Source organism: Pseudoalteromonas phenolica (assembly GCF_005886345.1).
Lineage (GTDB): Bacteria > Pseudomonadota > Gammaproteobacteria > Enterobacterales > Alteromonadaceae > Pseudoalteromonas > Pseudoalteromonas phenolica_A.
Window position 1 is genome coordinate 29,056 of record NZ_PNEC01000018.1, and the last position, 17,705, is coordinate 46,760.

At 41.2% G+C, this 17,705-nt stretch carries 12 protein-coding genes and 1 pseudogene; 3 read left to right on the forward strand and 10 right to left on the reverse strand.

The genetic code is table 11. From position 1 onward, the window contains the following. Positions 1-14: 14 nt before the first annotated feature. The 4 genes from ntrC to glnA all read right to left on the reverse strand — a co-directional run bounded on the left by ntrC (position 15) and on the right by glnA (position 4,829). Positions 15-1,415 (reverse strand): nitrogen regulation protein NR(I), encoded by a 1,401-nt coding sequence (gene ntrC / locus CWB72_RS09555; protein WP_138630931.1) that lies wholly within the window; start codon positions 1,413-1,415, stop codon positions 15-17. A 17-nt stretch (positions 1,416-1,432) separates the two neighbouring features. Further along, a complete protein-coding gene (gene glnL, locus CWB72_RS09560) occupies positions 1,433-2,494 on the reverse strand; it encodes a nitrogen regulation protein NR(II) (protein WP_138569078.1) in 1,062 nt (353 codons plus the stop codon). 68 nt (positions 2,495-2,562) lie between these two features. Beyond that, a complete protein-coding gene (locus tag CWB72_RS09565; protein ID WP_130256170.1) occupies positions 2,563-3,072 on the reverse strand; it encodes a DUF4124 domain-containing protein in 510 nt (169 codons plus the stop codon). Positions 3,073-3,422: 350 nt separating this feature from the next. Next, positions 3,423-4,829: a glutamate--ammonia ligase gene (gene glnA / locus CWB72_RS09570; RefSeq protein ID WP_130257334.1), complete on the reverse strand. Its 1,407-nt coding sequence runs from the start codon at positions 4,827-4,829 to the stop codon at positions 3,423-3,425. Positions 4,830-5,386: 557 nt separating this feature from the next. Here glnA and typA point away from each other — a divergent pair. Then, a complete protein-coding gene (gene typA, locus CWB72_RS09575) occupies positions 5,387-7,210 on the forward strand; it encodes a translational GTPase TypA (RefSeq protein ID WP_138630933.1) in 1,824 nt (607 codons plus the stop codon). Between the two features lie 102 nt (positions 7,211-7,312). Here typA and CWB72_RS09580 read toward each other — a convergent pair whose 3' ends face one another. The 5 genes and pseudogenes from CWB72_RS09580 to CWB72_RS09605 all read right to left on the reverse strand — a co-directional run bounded on the left by CWB72_RS09580 (position 7,313) and on the right by CWB72_RS09605 (position 14,590). Then, positions 7,313-8,161, reverse strand: coding sequence for a chemotaxis protein (locus CWB72_RS09580; RefSeq protein WP_138630935.1), 849 nt, complete (start codon positions 8,159-8,161; stop codon positions 7,313-7,315). 44 nt (positions 8,162-8,205) lie between these two features. Beyond that, a pseudogene (locus CWB72_RS09585) lies at positions 8,206-9,306 on the reverse strand (ABC transporter substrate-binding protein). Then, complete coding sequence (locus tag CWB72_RS09595; RefSeq protein WP_171037263.1) at positions 9,293-11,353, reverse strand: GNAT family N-acetyltransferase; 2,061 nt, start codon at positions 11,351-11,353, stop codon at positions 9,293-9,295. The pseudogene CWB72_RS09585 and the gene CWB72_RS09595 overlap by 14 nt, the downstream one beginning before the upstream one ends. Then, positions 11,331-13,496, reverse strand: a complete 2,166-nt coding sequence (uvrD, locus tag CWB72_RS09600) for a DNA helicase II (protein ID WP_138630943.1) — start codon at positions 13,494-13,496, stop codon at positions 11,331-11,333. Before uvrD ends, CWB72_RS09595 begins: the two co-directional genes overlap by 23 nt. A gap of 149 nt (positions 13,497-13,645) precedes the next feature. Further along, the gene (locus CWB72_RS09605; protein WP_138630945.1) at positions 13,646-14,590 is read right to left on the reverse strand and encodes a chemotaxis protein CheV; all 945 of its coding nucleotides are present in this window, start codon (positions 14,588-14,590) and stop codon (positions 13,646-13,648) included. Between the two features lie 174 nt (positions 14,591-14,764). Between CWB72_RS09605 and CWB72_RS09610 the strand changes: the two genes are divergently transcribed. Further along, a complete protein-coding gene (locus tag CWB72_RS09610; RefSeq protein WP_138630947.1) occupies positions 14,765-15,829 on the forward strand; it encodes a potassium channel family protein in 1,065 nt (354 codons plus the stop codon). A 57-nt stretch (positions 15,830-15,886) separates the two neighbouring features. On the opposite strand, the gene CWB72_RS09615 is transcribed toward CWB72_RS09610, so the two are convergent. Next, positions 15,887-16,351, reverse strand: a complete 465-nt coding sequence (locus CWB72_RS09615; protein WP_138630949.1) for an EVE domain-containing protein — start codon at positions 16,349-16,351, stop codon at positions 15,887-15,889. 124 nt (positions 16,352-16,475) lie between these two features. Here CWB72_RS09615 and tesB point away from each other — a divergent pair, with 124 nt between their 5' ends. Continuing rightward, positions 16,476-17,339 carry an acyl-CoA thioesterase II gene (gene tesB / locus CWB72_RS09620; RefSeq protein WP_138630951.1) on the forward strand — a complete coding sequence of 288 codons (864 nt, stop codon included), beginning with the start codon at positions 16,476-16,478 and terminating at the stop codon, positions 17,337-17,339. The last annotated feature ends 366 nt before the right edge of the window (positions 17,340-17,705 follow it).

The window sequence follows — 17,705 nt, forward strand, 5'->3', positions numbered from 1 at the left end:
TATTCAGAATAGTTTTAACTATCCTGAATATTGCGCTCTTTTAATTTTCGGGTCAATGTATTACGTCCCCAACCAATCCGTAGCGCAGCATCTTGTTTATGTCCGTGGCAAGCATTTAAGGCGGTTTTTATTAAGCGTGTTTCGAGCTGGGCTTGAACAGCTGGCCAGATATTTTCTTTGCCGTTCTTAAGCTCTTGATTTAGCCAAACTTGAAAGGCATCAAGCCAATCACCTTGGGCTTCAGTAGTGACTTCTGAGTGTTGAAGTTCCTCGGGCAAGTCAATTTCACCGACCATCTCACCTGGCGCCATCACGGTCAGCCATCGACAGGTATTTTCAAGTTGACGCACATTCCCTGGCCAGTGATAGAGTTGCATAACTTTAATGGCTCCAGCGGAAAGGGTTTTACTTTCAACTTGAAGATCTTTTGCACTTTTGGCTAGGAAGTGAACGGCTAAGCGCTCAATGTCTTCTGGGCGATCTCGCAATGCCGGAATCTTTAAACGGACGACATTCAAGCGGTGAAATAAGTCTTCTCTAAATTGACCTTTCTGTACTAAGGTTTCGAGGTCTTGGTGCGTTGCAGCAATGATCCTTACATCGACTTTAATACTTTGATGACCACCCACTCGATAAAACTCTCCATCGGCTAAAACGCGAAGTAAACGGGTTTGTACATCGAGCGGCATATCTCCAATTTCATCTAGAAATAGCGTGCCGCCATCTGCTTGTTCGAAACGGCCACGACGTATACTATCAGCACCGGTGAATGCGCCTTTTTCATGACCAAATAACTCTGATTCAACGAGATCTTTTGGAATAGCCGCCATGTTTAGCGCAATAAATGTATTGTTTTTACGAGGGCTATGGTTATGCAGTGCGCCTGCGACTAATTCTTTACCTGTGCCTGACTCTCCATTTATAAGCACACTCATACTCGATGCTGACAGCTTACCTATGGCTCGAAACACTTCCTGCATTGCTGGTGCTTCACCAATAATATCAGGGCTATTTTGTGGCGCTGTAGGGGGCGTTTTGGTTTTGCGGTTCTGCTGTTGTGTTTCGTAAGCCCGCTCTACTAATTTTGTCGCTTCGTTTAAATCAAATGGTTTTGCAAGGTATTCAAATGCGCCTTTTTGAAATGCATTAACTGCCGAGTCTAAATCTGAATGCGCGGTCATAATGATCACTGGCAGATTAGGGTGATCAGTGTGAATTTGTTCGAGTAGCGCCATACCATCCATTCCCGGCATTCGCACATCAGAAACTAATACTGCAGGTTGATTATATTCTAGCGCGGTAAGTACATCTTGGCCGTTGGTAAAACTTTCTGTGGTAAAGCCAGCTCTTGAAAGCGCTTTATCTAAAACGAACCTGATTGATGCATCGTCGTCTACTAGCCAAACTGATTTCATTCGTTAATCCCCGATGGTTATGCTGTAAATGGCAAATATATATTGAACTCGGTATGACCCGGCCAGCTGTCACATTCAATACTGCCACCATGTTGTTCTATTAAGGTTTGCGCGATAGAGAGCCCTAGGCCTGAACCACCATCTTTGTTCGTTACCATAGGATAAAATAAAGTATCTTTGAGTTTTTCGTCGATACCTGGACCATTGTCACTGATCTGGATTAACAGTGCCTTCTTGACGACATGATCACCCTGTCGAACACGATGTTTAAATCGGGTTTTTAATTTTATTTCTCCACCTTGCTTGAGCGCCTGTTGTGCATTACGAACAATGTTTAATATCACCTGCTGAATTTTAGCTTGATCAATCACAACATCAGGAATGCTAGGATCATAGTCCTTTCTTAAACTGATATGATCACCAAGCTCAAAACTACTGAGTTTGATCACAGATTCTAACAATTGGTGGATATTGCACGAGGTTTTATTTGGGAGTTGATTAGGCCCTAATAATTTATCTACCAATTCAGTTAATCTGTCAGCTTGCTCGATGATGAGTTGCGCACATTGCTCTCGCTCTTGCTGGCATGTTTCGTACTGCAATAATTGCGCCGCACCACGTATGCCCCCCAAAGGATTTTTTATTTCGTGAGCTAAACCACGGATGAGCGTTCTTGCTGCATGATGTTGGTGCATTTGTTTGGAGGCTTGATCAAACTTAACCTCGTCATCAATTTTTCGACATTCCAGTAAGATATAGGCTTGGTGTTGATGCACTATTTTACGGCTATAAATATTTAATGTGGCAGAGCGATTATCTATGAAAACCACGTCTACTCTGTGCTGCTGGCAATCAACGCCTTCATCTAAGACATATTGAGAGAGCTTTTCTAGGTCAATATGATGATGATTAAAAATACTCAGTAAAGGCTGCTTTAAAAGACGCTTTAGTCCTAAACCAAATAACTCACTACATGAATTATTGGCAAATTGAATCGTGTAAGTATCATCAATGACTAAGATACAGGTTGATAAGTTTTGCCAGACATTTTCAGCAAAAGAAGTAAGTGATTGTGCCATTGTGGGTCAGTTTTCTCTGTTGTGCACCAAGTTGGTGCGATTTATCATACGTCTACTTGGCGCTGGCATCAACGATTAGCGACACTGGCTTTATGAAGGAAGAAGGTACTCTCAGGGCTTGTTGCTATGGCTTTACCCTGAGGGTTATATACTGCCATTTTAAGTTTATGTTCTCCGCGAGATAAAGACTTCAGCACAAAAGAAGTTGTAGATTGCTTAGGACCCACAGCATTTCCGTTATGAAAAAGTTGCACCATAAAACCTTTATGAAAACTAGGTGTGACTTGCCCAGTTACATACACAGTACCTGTGTTCTCTCTAATAGTTTGCTCATGGCTAGGTGAAGAAATGCTGGCTTGATAAGCAATAGGTTTAGTGTTTTGATTCGATTGAAGAATATCTGTATTGGTGCTGGGCATGACCATAGGGGCGTTGAGTTTTACTTTTTGTGACCCTTTTTTAGGTTTGTCAGAATACACCCAGTTTCCATTTTTATCTTTCCAACGATAAATCTTTGCTTCAGCAAATGTGTTAAATAGCATTGCTGCAATGCATATCCCAGTTAATGTCCAATTCATTATTTAGCTCTAACCCATGCCACATATCTCAACAAATACTTTAGTTGCTTATCAGTTGCTTTACCACAAAAAAGCCCGCTTTCGCGGGCTTGAGAACACATATGATTTAGGTGCGTGCCAGTTACACGCTATAGACCATTTCTAAATTATTTCTCAGTGAGTAACTTAGCCATGGTCTTTAAAATTTAACTACTTAAGTTAGCAATTAAACGTTGTAGTACATTTCGAACTCGTCACATGTAGTGTGAGTTGTCATGCACTTTAGAATTTAACCACTTAAGTTAGCAATTAAACGCTGTAGTACATTTCAAACTCGTCATGTGTGGTGTGAGTTGTCATGTTCTTATCAATTAAACACTGTAGTACATTTCAAACTCAACTGGGTGAGTTGTCATGTTCAGTTTTTCCACTTCTTGTGACTTAAGCTTGATGTAAGCATCGATTAAATCATTAGTGAATACGCCACCTTGGATAAGGAATTCACGATCAGCGTCTAATGCTGAAAGTGCTTCTTCTAGTGAAGCTGCAACAGTTGGGATTTCTGCTGCTTCTTCTGCAGGTAGGTCGTATAAATCTTTGTCCATTGCATCGCCAGGGTGGATCTTGTTCTTGATACCGTCAAGACCAGCCATAAGCATTGCAGAGAATGCAAGGTATGGGTTAGCTGTTGGATCTGGGAAACGTACTTCGATACGACGTGCTTTCTCAGAAGGAACAACTGGAATACGGATAGATGCAGAACGGTTACGTGCAGAGTATGCAAGCATAACTGGCGCTTCGAAACCAGGTACTAAGCGTTTGTAAGAGTTAGTAGACGCGTTAGCGAATGCGTTGATTGCTTTAGCGTGCTTGATGATACCACCGATGTAGTATAGCGCTTCTTCAGAAAGGCCACCGTACTTGTCACCAGCAAAGATGTTCTGGCCATCTTTACCTAGTGATTGGTGACAGTGCATGCCTGAACCGTTATCGCCTACGATTGGCTTTGGCATGAAGGTTGCCGTTTTACCATATAGGTGCGCCATGTTGTGGATAACGTATTTCATTTCTTGAATTTCGTCTGCTTTCAATACCATTGTATTGAAGCGAGTTGCGATTTCGTTTTGACCCGCTGTAGCTACTTCGTGGTGGTGCGCTTCAACAACTTGACCTAATTCTTCTAGAACTAAACAAGTTGCAGAACGCCAATCCTGTGAAGAATCAACTGGTGCTACTGGGAAGTAACCACCTTTTACGCCTGGACGGTGACCTGAGTTACCGCCTTCGTAATCTTTGTCAGAGTTCCAACATGCTTCTTCAGCATCAATTTTATACATAGAACCAGACATGTCAGTTTTGTACTTAACATCGTCAAATAGAAAGAACTCTGGCTCAGGACCGAATAGAACAGTATCTGCAATACCTGTTGAACGCATATATTCTTCGGCGCGCTTAGCAACTGAACGTGGGTCACGCTCGTAACCTTGAAGTGTAGCTGGCTCAACTACGTCACAACGTACGATAAGCGTTGTTTCTTCTGCGAATGGGTCAAGCTTTGCAGAATCTGCGTCAGGCATAAGCACCATGTCAGATTCGTTAATGCCTTTCCAACCAGCGATTGAAGAACCATCAAACATTTTACCATCTTCAAAGAAGTCTTCGTCAGCTTGGTGATGAGGGATAGAAACGTGTTGTTCTTTACCCTTAGTGTCAGTGAAACGTAGGTCAACAAACTTAACGTCGTTTTCCTTGATAAATTGTAAAACTGTATGAGACATGTGTGTCCTCCAAAACTCGTTGGGTTAGTTATTTTGCTATAACTTTCGTTATTACTGCGCAGCTATAAGCGGGTATTGTGCCAGTTTTTTATCTAAATGAATTTAAAGGTTTTTTGGCTTTTTAAATTTATTTTGCACCTTTGTTGTGCACCAAAATGATCCGTAAATGCACGTTGGTGGTGCAGCTCTAGTATAGTGCATGATGCTTTTTTGCCCAGTTTTTAGTTGCTTTAAGTTGGTTTATTTAAGACTGAGACATAGAAAATGAAAATGTCATCTATCTAACATCATCATGATGTAACTTTAGGATAAAGAAATAGGTGTTGGCGCTGTTATTACATGGCGTATTGAAGCTTAGCTTCTATAATAAATTGACCCTTTAATAAGCGATTAGTCGTGCGAGCTGAAAAAATAATGCTGCATAAACTTTCATCTATGAGCTTATTAGGGGATAATACGCCACTTTAAAATTCTAGCAGGCTAAAATTTAGTCTGTTTTGCACAATTAGGTGTATAGGATTAACCCACTCTTTCGAGTAATTATCTGAGTTATAAACATGAGCATTGAAAAATTACGTAATATCGCGATTATCGCGCACGTTGACCACGGTAAAACGACCCTAGTAGATAAGCTACTAGAGCAATCGGGCACGTTAGAAACACGTGGCGGTAATGAAGAACGCGTGATGGATTCCAACGACATCGAAAAAGAGCGTGGTATTACCATCCTAGCTAAAAACACCGCGATTGAGTGGAACGATTACCACATCAACATCGTAGACACTCCGGGACACGCTGACTTCGGTGGTGAAGTAGAACGTGTTCTTTCAATGGTTGACTCAGTATTACTACTAGTTGATGCGCAAGAAGGTCCAATGCCGCAAACGCGTTTCGTAACGCAAAAAGCATTCGCACTAGGTCTTAAGCCAATCGTTGTTATCAACAAAATCGACAAGCCAGGCGCACGCCCTGATTGGGTAATGGACCAAGTATTCGATCTATTCGATAATTTAGGTGCAACTGACGAGCAGCTTGATTTCCAAGTTATCTACGCTTCAGCAATTAACGGTTGGGCAACGCTTGATCTAGACGAGCCTTCAGACAACATGCAACCAATGTTTGAAGCGATCGTTGAGCAAGTAGAAAAGCCAGATGCAGATCCTGCAGGCGCATTCCAAATGCAGATTTCACAGCTAGACTACAACTCATACATCGGTGTAATCGGTGTAGGTCGTATTAAGCGTGGTACAGTTAAAGTAAACCAGCAAGTAACAATTGTTGGCGCTGATGGCAAAACTCGTAACGGTAAAGTTGGCCAAGTACTTACTTACTTAGGTCTTGACCGTCACGAAGCGCAAGAAGCGCAAGCGGGCGATATCATTGCAATTACAGGTCTAGGTGAACTTAAGATCTCTGATACTGTATGTGATGTAAACGCAGTTGAAGCACTTCCAGCGCTTTCTGTTGATGAGCCGACAGTAACAATGACGTTCTCTGTAAATACGTCTCCGTTCTCTGGCCAAGAAGGTAAATTCGTAACTTCACGTAATATCCTTGAGCGTCTTCAAGCTGAACTTGTTCACAACGTAGCATTACGTGTTGAAGAGACTGATAACCCAGATAGCTTCCGTGTTTCAGGTCGTGGTGAACTTCACTTAGGTATCTTAATTGAAAACATGCGTCGTGAAGGTTACGAGCTTGCAGTATCTCGTCCAGAAGTAATCCTTCGTGAAGTAGATGGTCAATTAGAAGAACCATATGAAACAGTAACCGTTGACGTTGAAGAAGAGCACCAAGGTGCGATCATGGAGCAACTAGGTCTTCGTAAAGCTGAAATGACTGACATGGCACCAGATGGTAAAGGCCGTATTCGTATGGACTTCATGATGCCTTCACGTGGTCTAATCGGTTTCCAAACTGACTTCATGACACTAACATCTGGCTCTGGTCTAATGTACCACACGTTCGATCACTACGGCCCACACAAAGGCGGTAACATTGGTCAGCGTAAGAACGGTGTACTTATCGCAAACGCGGCAGGTAAAGCACTAACTAACGCACTATTCAACCTACAAGACCGTGGTAAGCTATTCATCGGTCACGGTGTTGAAGTTTACGAAGGTATGATCATCGGTATTCATGCTCGTGATAACGACCTAACGGTAAACGCACTGAAAGGTAAGCAACTTACTAACGTACGTGCATCTGGTACTGATGAAGCGCAAAATCTTGTGCCACCAATCGTTATGACACTAGAGCAAGCGCTTGAGTTCATCGATGATGACGAGCTAGTAGAAGTAACACCTGAAAGCATTCGTATCCGTAAGAAACTACTTACTGAAAGCGAGCGTAAGCGCGCGAGCCGTGAAGCTAAGAAGTAATCTTTTACGAGATGTAAAAAAACCGCTCAATTGAGCGGTTTTTTTGTAGCTATAAAAAGCAAAAGCTGTTGATTTAGTTTTAAAGCTTTACCTTTAAAGCAGTTAAAACAAGCCGTAGTTTTCAGTCTCTTCAGGCTCATAATCTTGTAAGTGTTCTGGTCTGAAAATTGAACTTGGGTCTATCAATACACTATGTGTTTCACCACGTTTAATTAACCCTTTCATCATTTTCTTCGTTTGTGAATCAATCTCGAAGCCTACATTAGTGATTTCATTTAATGATTTAATCTCACTCTCATCACAATGGATATTGTCTTGCACCTGGTCAACTAACAAACCAATATGTGGCTTTTGTCCATCTAAAGTTGTAAAAACAATAATAGGTTTATGATCAAGCGTGATCTGATCTCTGGCTGATTCAAACAAGCGGATCAGTTTCTGGTAAGTCGTAGTCCGCTCTTTTTCGAGTATTTGGATCGCTTTTTCTTTTTCACCTTTTGTACATAAGTCGAGCAACTCCCCAGACAAGTTAAGCAGTTTGGTATGCGGCTCTTCGAATCGGGCCAATAACGCCTTTAAATCTTCATTCTCAGTTTTAAAGCTATAAAACCATTTACCAAACTCACTTTGATGAGGGTCACGCGCTTTTGTGAAAGCGGCACCATCACGAATGCTGTGCTCCAAAGCTATTAACCAAGTTTTTTGATCTTGCTCACGATCATGGAGCAACTTAACTAATTCCTGATTTACTTCTGAAGATGATTGGTTGTTTAAAATCAAACCTAAATCAAAGATCGGTGTTGGCGTGCCCATGTAATCTTTAACCCCTAAAAAGCTAGGGTTACCATTTGGCAATGAGGTTAGATTTCCTTCATAGCGCTCGGTAAGCAATATATCCAAAATTTTTAAAGAAATTGTTTTTTGCCCAACACGAAAGTTAATTAAATCCATGTATGCCTCACCATGATTAGTAATATGATCTAATGATAGATCAATTATGTGTGATATGAACGGAAAATTGGTAAATTCTTTTGCATCGCTTTGATCTTAAATAAATGACGTAATTCAGGATCTTGTTTAATGACATTATTCAGTGCTTTTAAAACACACGCGTTATTGTAGGGTAGTGGGCACATCTTTGCGGCACGGTTGAATACAAGTGCATTCAAGTAGCCTTCAAAAATGGCATGGGTTTCGGGCAATCCATGCTCTTGTATCGCAGCTCTAAATTGCTCACAAATTTTGCCTGTACACTTAGTGGGACTAGGCACTACTTCAGTAATCATTAATTTACTTGGCAACTTTAATTCGTTAAATAGGTCTTCACCTGACGCAAAAGAGACACAGGTAAAGACAAACTGTTTGTTTTGTTTTTGTGATAAATGAATAAAGTGTGCGAGCGGTTTAAAAGTACCAACCATTGCAACGGCGGTTGCATTCGCTTTATTTATGAGCTTAAGCGCCTTTTCGACTTCATAGGTATTTCTGCGAAAACGACCAATAGCCTGAGGTGTTGAACCTTTAATTTTTAAAGCTGTGGTTAAACTTTTTTGAAGTGTAATGCCAAATTCGTCAGCTTGGATCAGCAAAGCTATTTGGTAGTGTCCTAATTCATCGACTAGATAATTAATTTGCTCTATTGCTTCGTCTAAGTAGCTTGCCCTTAGATTAAAAACGTTGAAGCTTGGCTGCTTTCTTAAGAAGGCTGTGCCCGTGTAAGGCATCAATAATAGTGTTTGCGCATGTTTAAGAATAGACTTTATAGCTCAGGTAGTAGGCGTACCCATATAACCAAACAATGCATGGACTTTTTTATCGTAAATAAAGTAGCGAGTGTTGTTTACTGTGTGATTGGGCTCATAGCCATCATCTTTTACTTCCAATTCTAACTGAGCGCCATGAATACCACCTTCTTTATTAAGTTGATTAAAGTAGATTTGCGAATCTTTGGCGAGCTGCTGGCCAATTTTGCTTGCTGGTCCGTTCATTGCCACCGACATACCCAGCTTTATATCGAGTTGTGATCCAGATGCAATAAGCTGTCCTGCCCATAAAAGACAAAAGGTAAGCAAGATTGAAAGCTTAAATTTGGACATAAAGTTCAGTAACTAAGTTGTGCAGTTGTTGGTTTAATTGTTTTTTAGAGTGAAGCTCAAAGTCACTCAAAATTACTTCTTTTGTATTATTTTGTAATACTAGCTTAATTATTAGCCGTTGTGAAATAGCCGAAAGGTTGCATAGTAAATCGGGTCTCTGTAATGCTAGGTGCCAAATTTGTGGCAACCCTTGCTCTACATTAGCTGGTTGAGTTGTCAGGCTTTGTAAATAATGCTTTTGAATTTCAGAAGCTTCAATTTTTGGCCTTGATAATAATATACATAAAACTAGTTCGTAGGGTAGTTGCTTATAATGACTGAGAAGCTGATAGGGAAACTGTGAGTCAAAGAGCGCTTTTAATGTCGCTAATTGGGTTTTTAGGGTTTTCGTTTTAACAACAAGTGCAGCATATTCGCCACTGGCTTTGTCTTGTTTAAAGCCTAATTTTACAATTTGATACTTGTTCTCTTGCCAGAACTTTAATAACTGTGCGGTGCAGCCAAAGCTACTGCCAAAGTAATCGACCTCATCTTGTAGTTGCTGCTCGGTGTAATTCAATAATTGCTGACCCAGCTTTTGGCTTTGAAAATCAGGTGCGATAGCGATTCTGACAACTCTAGCGGCTTTATGATTCAAAAATGCATCTTGTTGTAGCAAGTGGTAAAGCTGTTGAGGTAGTAAGTGCCCTTTAGGTCGCCTATTCTGTTGCGCAATCATTGCGATACTATCAGCATTTAAGACGCCTTCAATGCTGACCAGGCAAATACCAAGTAAATGGTTTTGCTGTTTGATTGCAAAGAGTTTGTTTTCAGGTTGGTCGAGTAATTGTCTTAGGTCATTAACGCTGGTTTGGTAATGAGCGAGCACCAATAATGAAAATGCTTGTCTGAGTAGATGCTCATCGTGAAGTAAATCTTCAGATGTAATATGAGTGAACTCGAACTGTTCAAGCTGCTTAGGCGCATTAAACTCCGCGTCGAGCGCGAATAGTTTGTTTATGCTGCTTTCTAACGGATCACACTGCTCATATCTAATCGGCGCATTGAGGGTCAATTGCTGATAGGTGGGATAGTGTTTTGCTAAAAAACGTTTGAACCTTAGCGTATAGCCTCGACCATTACCTTCATAGCCCACTAAAGTCGATGCAAATACACTTCGCTTAAATTTTTCCGCTATTTTGATGAGGGTAGGCACGGGTAAAGCTGCGGCTTCGTCAATAAGAATGATGTCATCGCTGATATTTTCTTGAAGTAACTTATCTGGTGGACAAAAGCGAAGATTAGCGAGTGTTTTCTCATTGCCTGAATACTCAACCCCTAGTGCTTTTGCCAAATGGGTAAAACTACTTTTTACTGCTTGATATTGACGTGCACATATCACAAATGATTGCTCAGGCATTTTGCTCGCTAATAAACCTAAAGCTGATGATTTACCGCGGCCTCTATCGGCTGTAAGCAAAATATGTTGCTGCGATTTGGTGAGTAATCCAATGAGCGTTTCAATAACCTTATCTTGCTCACCTAATCTATGGTTAAGCTCTGAAGCAGGTTTTAAATCTGGCAAAGACAGCCTTGTGTCATTAGTTTCAGAAATAATAGAGATAGGTAGCTGAGCAAATAAGCGCTGCCAACGCGCTAAAAATGGACTTGTTGTTAGCGATTGCTGATGATTTTGCCAAGTTGTGATCCCTTCGTCACACCAAGAATTTAATTGCGCAAGCTCAGGTAATACGAGCGCAAGTATGCCGCCTGCTTTTACTGTGCCACTGAGTGCTGCCAGTTTATTGGGGATAACCCCTGAATAGCCATCGTATATTGCGACGTCGAACTCTTGACCGAGAATTTGATGAAGATGCTCAGGCCATTGCGCTTGATTAAAAGCGGCTTCTTTTGACAGCGTTAAGAAAGAAGTAGCCTTGCTTGTGAGTTTATTCAACTCGGTGGCAGCCCACTTCTGTGGGCCGCAAAACAACACTAATTGGCGATGCTGATTAAAAGTAAGGCGCTCAAATAGCGCCTCTAAATTATATTTTTTCGAGTCTTGCATAAGCAGTGACAAGCCATTTCGTACCCACATCGTCAAAGTTGACTTGAATACGCGATTGCGCGCCATTCCCTTCGTAGTTTAAAACAGTGCCAGTACCAAACTTGGCATGTAAAACACGTTGACCAAGGTTGTAACCGCTATCTTCAAAGGTTGCCAAAGTAATGGTGTTACTAAAGCGGCCTGTACTTGCTGGGCGTGAAACTTGCGTTTTAATGCGAATTTCTTCTACACAGTCTTCAGGGATTTCACGTAAGAAGCGCGAAGGACTATGATGTTTTTCTTGTCCATACAAACGACGGCTTTCGGCATGGCTAATATAGAGTTTATCCATTGCGCGGGTCATACCGACATAACATAGTCGGCGCTCTTCTTCTAAGCGACCCGACTCTTCATGGCTTTGTTGTGAAGGGAACATGCCTTCTTCTACGCCAACCATAAATACAAGCGGGAATTCTAGGCCTTTTGCCGAGTGCAAAGTCATCATTTGCACCGCATCTTCGTGCTCATCGGCTTGCCCTTCACCGGCTTCGAGTGATGTATAAGCTAAAAAGCCTTGCAGTGGCGAACTAAAGTCTTCATCAATAGGCGGTTCATATTGACCACAGGCACTGATTAACTCTTCTAAGTTTTCTACTCGAGCGCGACCTTTTTCGCCTTTTTCGGCTTGGTACATTGCCATAAGGCCTGAGACTTCAATGGTTTGCTTGGCTTGTTCACTTAATTCTAGCTCATCGATTTTATCGCTGAGATGCTCGATAAGTTCAACGAATTTAGTGACGGCAGTTGCAGCTCTGCCTGCTAAATGCTTTTGCTCTAGAATCGCTTTTGCGGCGTACCATAATGGCATTGATTCATTGCGTGCACAGTCACGGATATGGCTCAAAGTTTTGTCACCAATACCACGTGCCGGGGTGTTGATTACACGTTCAAATGCGGCATCATCTTGGCGATTACAGATCAGGCGTAGGTAACATAAAGCATCTTTGATCTCTTGGCGTTCGAAGAAGCGCGTACCGCCGTAAATACGGTATTTCAAGCCTTCTTGTAACATGGCCTCTTCAAGAATACGTGACTGGGCGTTGTTACGATAAAGAATGGCACAATCTTGTAAAGCATTACCCCCATTCAGCCAAGTTTTGATTTTACCTACCACAAAACGGGCTTCATCTAACTCATTAAAGGCGGCATAAATCGAAATAGGCTCGCCTTGGTTGCCATCGGTCCAAAGGCTTTTGCCCATACGTTCGGCGTTGTTTTCAATCAGCGCGTTTGATGCTTTTAGAATGGTTGCCGTAGAACGATAGTTTTGTTCAAGGCGAATAGTCTCTGCATCGAAGTCATCTAAAAAGCGTTTGATGTTTTCAATTTTAGCGCCACGCCAGCCGTAAATGCTTTGGTCATCGTCGCCTACGATCATGATATTGCTGTCACCGCCAGCAAGTAGTTTTAACCAGCGATATTGAATGTTGTTGGTATCTTGGAATTCGTCTACCAGCATATGACGGAACCGCTGCTGATAATGGCGTAGTAATGTTGGCTGTTGTTGTAACAGCTCAAAGCAGCGTAATAAGATTTCAGCAAAGTCGACTAAACCCGCTCTGTCACAAGCTTCTTGATAAGCCGTATAAACGCGTAACATGAGTTGTTCGTTCACATCATAAGCTTGAATATCTTTTGGACGTTGACCTTCATCTTTACGAGCACTGATATACCAGGCGATTTGTTTTGGCGGCCATTTCTTTTCATCAATATTCATTGCTTTCAACAGACGGCGGATCATACGTACTTGGTCGTCAGTGTCTAAGATTTGAAACGCTTCTGGTAAGTTAGCTTCACGGTGATGAGCGCGAAGGATCCGGTGAGATAGACCATGGAAAGTACCGATCCACATGCCGCCGACAGGTGATTTGAGCGTTTCTTCAACACGGGTACGCATTTCTTTGGCGGCTTTATTGGTAAAGGTCACAGCAAAAATACTATAAGGAGAGGCGTGCTCTACCTGCATTAACCATGCAATACGATGAACAAGTACTCGCGTTTTACCTGAGCCTGCGCCAGCAAGCACCAGCATATTCTGCAAAGGAGCAGCTACAGCTTCGCGTTGTTTATCGTTTAAGCCGTCAATTAAATCAGAAACGTCCATTAGGTTACCTTGCCAAATCAGAATGCAGCAAAGTATACCTAGGCTAGCGTCTATTTCCCAGCAAGACACACATTTTTACTATGCGTAAAAACTTAACTTTTTGAAATATATAAAGAATGAAAATAAATTAAACTGTATAAATAACCAGTCTACTGACCGATGTATTCTTTTAAACGGTTTTGAACTTCTTCTACTAATAAGTCTGGCTGGAATTTAGATAGAAACGCATTACAACCTACTTTTTCAACCATGGCTTGGTTAAAGCTACCACTCAAAGACGTATTCAAAATAACGTAAAGATCTTTAAGGCGAGGATCATTCCTAATTTCATAAGTTAAGCGGTATCCGTCCATCACAGGCATTTCGGCATCGGTGATCACCGCAAGTATTTCTTGATTAATGTCTTTGCCTTCATCAGCCCACTTTTTCAAAATGTCCAAAGCGGCTTGCCCGTCAGTTGCCGGAATAATTTCAATCCCCAATTGTGCAAGCGTGTCTGACACTTGGCGACGTGCAGTTGGTGAATCATCCGCATGAAGAATTTTCTTACCTTGAAATTCAGGCAGGATTGATTCATCTAGTACATCGTCTGATATTTGTATGTCGTAGCTAATAATCTCAGCCAATACCTTCTCTACGTCGATAATTTCAACGAGGTGCTCTTGGCCGTCACGCTTTAGTTTTGTGAAGGCAGTAAGATAATGGTTTTTACCCACAGAACTTGGTGGAGGCATAATATCCGACCAAGTGGTATTGACGATTTGGTCAACTTTACCGACTAGAAAAGCTTGAACAGTACGGTTGTATTCAGTGATAACGAGATTGCAGTCTTCATCACGCTGACATTCTGGCAAATTGATTGCTCTACGAAGGTCGATCACTGGGATGGACTCTCCACGAATGCTAGTTACACCACATACTTTCGGGTGCGCGTTTGGCATGATGTTTAGGTGTGGCAGCTTTACAACTTCTTTTACTTTGAAGACATTTAAAGCAAACAGATGGCGGCTATGTAAATGAAATAACAACAACTCAAGTCGGTTTTCACCCACCAGTTGCGTTCTTTGATCTACAGAAGCTAAAACACCAGCCATGTCGTTATCCTTTAGAAGAAGATAAATTCAGTATACCTAACACGAGGCATAAATCTAATAAACCTAAAATGAGGTCATCTATAAGTCTATCCTAGATTTATTTAAAGTGGTATTTGCAAGCAAATAGATATCGCGTATTGTGAACAAAAATCATTAAATTCAATTATTTTAGCTATGCCTCTGTATTTAAAAAAACTAGCCATGCTCTTAAGAGCACATATAGACAAAGCTAGTTGGCAGCTATTAATGGCAGTAACAGTGTTGCACATAGCTGCGACTTGGTTATTGCTTCTTGCTGCAAACGAAACCGAGCTATTAGGGCTCAACACCTATTTTTATTATTATGTTGTTACCACTTCAACGGTAGGATATGGCGATATGAGTGCCGTAACCCCTATGGGTCGTTGGGTCGTGGCACTATTTCAAATTCCATTTGGCTTAGCGTTATTTGGTGTTTTGCTTGGCAAAGTCGGGCAGTTAGTTACATTTTGGGTAAAAAGAGCAATGACGGGAAACAAAAACTTAGCACACTTAACTGATCACATTGTTATTTTTGGCTGGCATGAGCAGAGAACAAAAAAGATTGTTGATTACATACTTGCCGATAATAAAAGAAAAGACCGACAAATCATTCTTGCCGTTAATGATCTCGAAGAGCACCCTCTAGCTAACTATTCTGAAGTTGAATTTGCCCATTTAACGAGTTTTACAGATGAAAAAGAATTGGATCGTATTGCGATTTCTCAAGCTGATAAAATTATCATAGATGGTAAAGATGACGATCAGACCTTCACCACTGCACTAATGATAAGTCCGTTAATAAAAGAAGCAGCACATATTAGTGCGCATTTTATTGATGAGAGTAAAGTCAGTCTGCTTCGCACTCACTGCAAGAATGTAGAGTGCTCTAGTACAAAGTCAGCTGAGATCTTAGTGCGTGCGATGCAAGATCCTGGTTCGAGTCGAGTGCAAGAGGAATTACTTTCAACTTTACATGGTGACACTCAGTTTAGTGTACGGTTACCTGAGCATATTGCAGCACTTCCTTTCTCGGCTTTCTTTCATTACTTCAAAGAAAAGCACGATGCAATTATTTTGGGAGTTGCCCACGACTTGAATGCATTTAATATGGACTTAAATCCGCCTCTGCATTATCAAATTAAAGGCGGTGATATTCTTCACTATATTTCACCTGAGCGTATTTTACCGTCAGAAGTAAAGTGGTCAGAAATCAAATAGTCTTGTTGAGGTCGTCAAAATTGTAATTGTTTTACGGTAGATAACAGCGAGCAACTATCATTGCTCGCTATGATGGTAATGTTTTAATAATAAAAATTCTTCCTCTTTAACAGGCATGATAGACAATCGGCCAGCTTTTTTGAGTGGTAAGTCGATAATTCTAGGATCTGCCTTAATCTGTTTCAGAGAGATAGGCCTTAACTTTTCTCTAAACTGAACAGTGACACCAAACCATTTTGGGGAGTCTGGCTTAGATTTTTCATCAAAGTAATCACTGCTTGGATCGAATTGGTGGGGATCAGGGTGTGCTTCTTCTATCACCTCTGCGATCCCGACAATTGCAGGAACTTTACAGCTGGAGTGATAAATAAAGATCTGATCACCTAATTTGACATCATCTCTTAGAAAGTTTCGTGCCTGATAGTTTCTTACACCTTCCCAAAAAGTGCTTTGCTCTTGTGCATTCTTCAAATCATCAATAGAAAATGTATCGGGTTCTGTTTTGAATAACCAATAAGCCATAAAAATCTTCAGATAGTGTTTTTTAATATTGTTGATGAAATGACAAAGCTGAGCAAGGTAAATACACTATAAACAGATACGTGTAGTATGATTAAAGCGTTATGTTGTTTGAGGGTAATGAGTTATGAGTCAGGTATTAGAGAATTTACTGTCACTTCTTTCATTAGAAGAAATTGAACAAGGGATCTATCGAGGGCAAAGCCAAGATCTCGGCTTTCCACAAGTCTTCGGTGGTCAGGTGATGGGACAGGCTTTATCTGCGGCCAAGTATACCTTGCCAGCAGATCGCTATGTTAATTCTTTACATTCATACTTTTTACGACCAGGCGATGCCAGCAAACCAATTGTTTATGATGTTGAAACTATCAGAGATGGGAGAAGCTTCAGTACACGCCGTGTTTGCGCGATCCAATATGGTAAACCCATCTTTTATATGACAGCTTCTTTTCAAGGGGATGAAGAGGGATTATCTCATCAAACAGAGATGCCTGATGTGCCAGCACCAGAAACCCTTAAGTCTTCGCTTGAGTTTTACCAAGAGCACGCGGATCTAATTCCTGAGCAACTGAGAAATAAATTTACCTGCGAAATGCCTATCGAAATGCGCCCGGTAAACTTTCAGAACCCGTTTAAACCAAAAAGCACTGAAGCTAAAAGGCATGTTTGGTTTAGAGCAAATGGCACAATGCCCGATGACAGGCGCATACATAACTACTTATTAGCATATGCGTCAGATTTTGAGTTTTTGCCAACGGCATTGCAGTCGCACGGACTTTCTTTCTTGCAACCTAATATGCAAGTTGCAACGATAGATCATGCTATGTGGTTCCACCGTCCATTTAGAATGGATGAATGGTTGCTATATAGTGTCGATAGTCCAAGTGCGAGTGGTGGCCGTGGTCTAGTAAGGGGGCAATTCTTTAATAGACAAGGTGAATTAGTTGCTTCCACCATACAAGAAGGCGTGATGAGACTAAGATCTAACTAGATCTTAGGCTTCAAATGCAAATAACCTGTATTAAATGTTAGCAAAAAGCGACTAAAAACAGGGTTTTGATTTCTTTTTGAGCGGTTGAACACATTTCTTAAAATTAATTTCAAAAAGGGGTTGATCAAAAAAATGATCTCCCTATAATGCGACCCCACTGACACGGGGCGAGGCGCTGAAAAGCAAATCAAAACGATGTCGAGTCAAATAAAACTTAGCTTTAAACTTTCTCTTAAGAAAAAGATTAAAATTAAGTGTTGACATAAAAATTGAAGTCGTTATTATAGCGCTCCACTTCGCAGCAACGCTGCGGTAACTCATCGAGTTACACCCGGGTAACCGGAATGTTCTTTAAAAATATGAAGC

Bases quoted from the DNA above. Each gene is read 5' to 3' on its own strand.
- ntrC (WP_138630931.1), bottom strand. From the start codon at position 1,415: ATGAAATCAGTTTGGCTAGTAGACGACGATGCATCAATCAGGTTCGTT.
- glnL (WP_138569078.1), bottom strand. From the start codon at position 2,494: ATGGCACAATCACTTACTTCTTTTGCTGAAAATGTCTGGCAAAACTTA.
- CWB72_RS09565 (WP_130256170.1), bottom strand. From the start codon at position 3,072: ATGAATTGGACATTAACTGGGATATGCATTGCAGCAATGCTATTTAAC.
- glnA (WP_130257334.1), bottom strand. From the start codon at position 4,829: ATGTCTCATACAGTTTTACAATTTATCAAGGAAAACGACGTTAAGTTT.
- typA (WP_138630933.1), top strand. From the start codon at position 5,387: ATGAGCATTGAAAAATTACGTAATATCGCGATTATCGCGCACGTTGAC.
- CWB72_RS09580 (WP_138630935.1), bottom strand. From the start codon at position 8,161: ATGGATTTAATTAACTTTCGTGTTGGGCAAAAAACAATTTCTTTAAAA.
- CWB72_RS09595 (WP_171037263.1), bottom strand. From the start codon at position 11,353: ATGCAAGACTCGAAAAAATATAATTTAGAGGCGCTATTTGAGCGCCTT.
- uvrD (WP_138630943.1), bottom strand. From the start codon at position 13,496: ATGGACGTTTCTGATTTAATTGACGGCTTAAACGATAAACAACGCGAA.
- CWB72_RS09605 (WP_138630945.1), bottom strand. From the start codon at position 14,590: ATGGCTGGTGTTTTAGCTTCTGTAGATCAAAGAACGCAACTGGTGGGT.
- CWB72_RS09610 (WP_138630947.1), top strand. From the start codon at position 14,765: ATGCCTCTGTATTTAAAAAAACTAGCCATGCTCTTAAGAGCACATATA.
- CWB72_RS09615 (WP_138630949.1), bottom strand. From the start codon at position 16,351: ATGGCTTATTGGTTATTCAAAACAGAACCCGATACATTTTCTATTGAT.
- tesB (WP_138630951.1), top strand. From the start codon at position 16,476: ATGAGTCAGGTATTAGAGAATTTACTGTCACTTCTTTCATTAGAAGAA.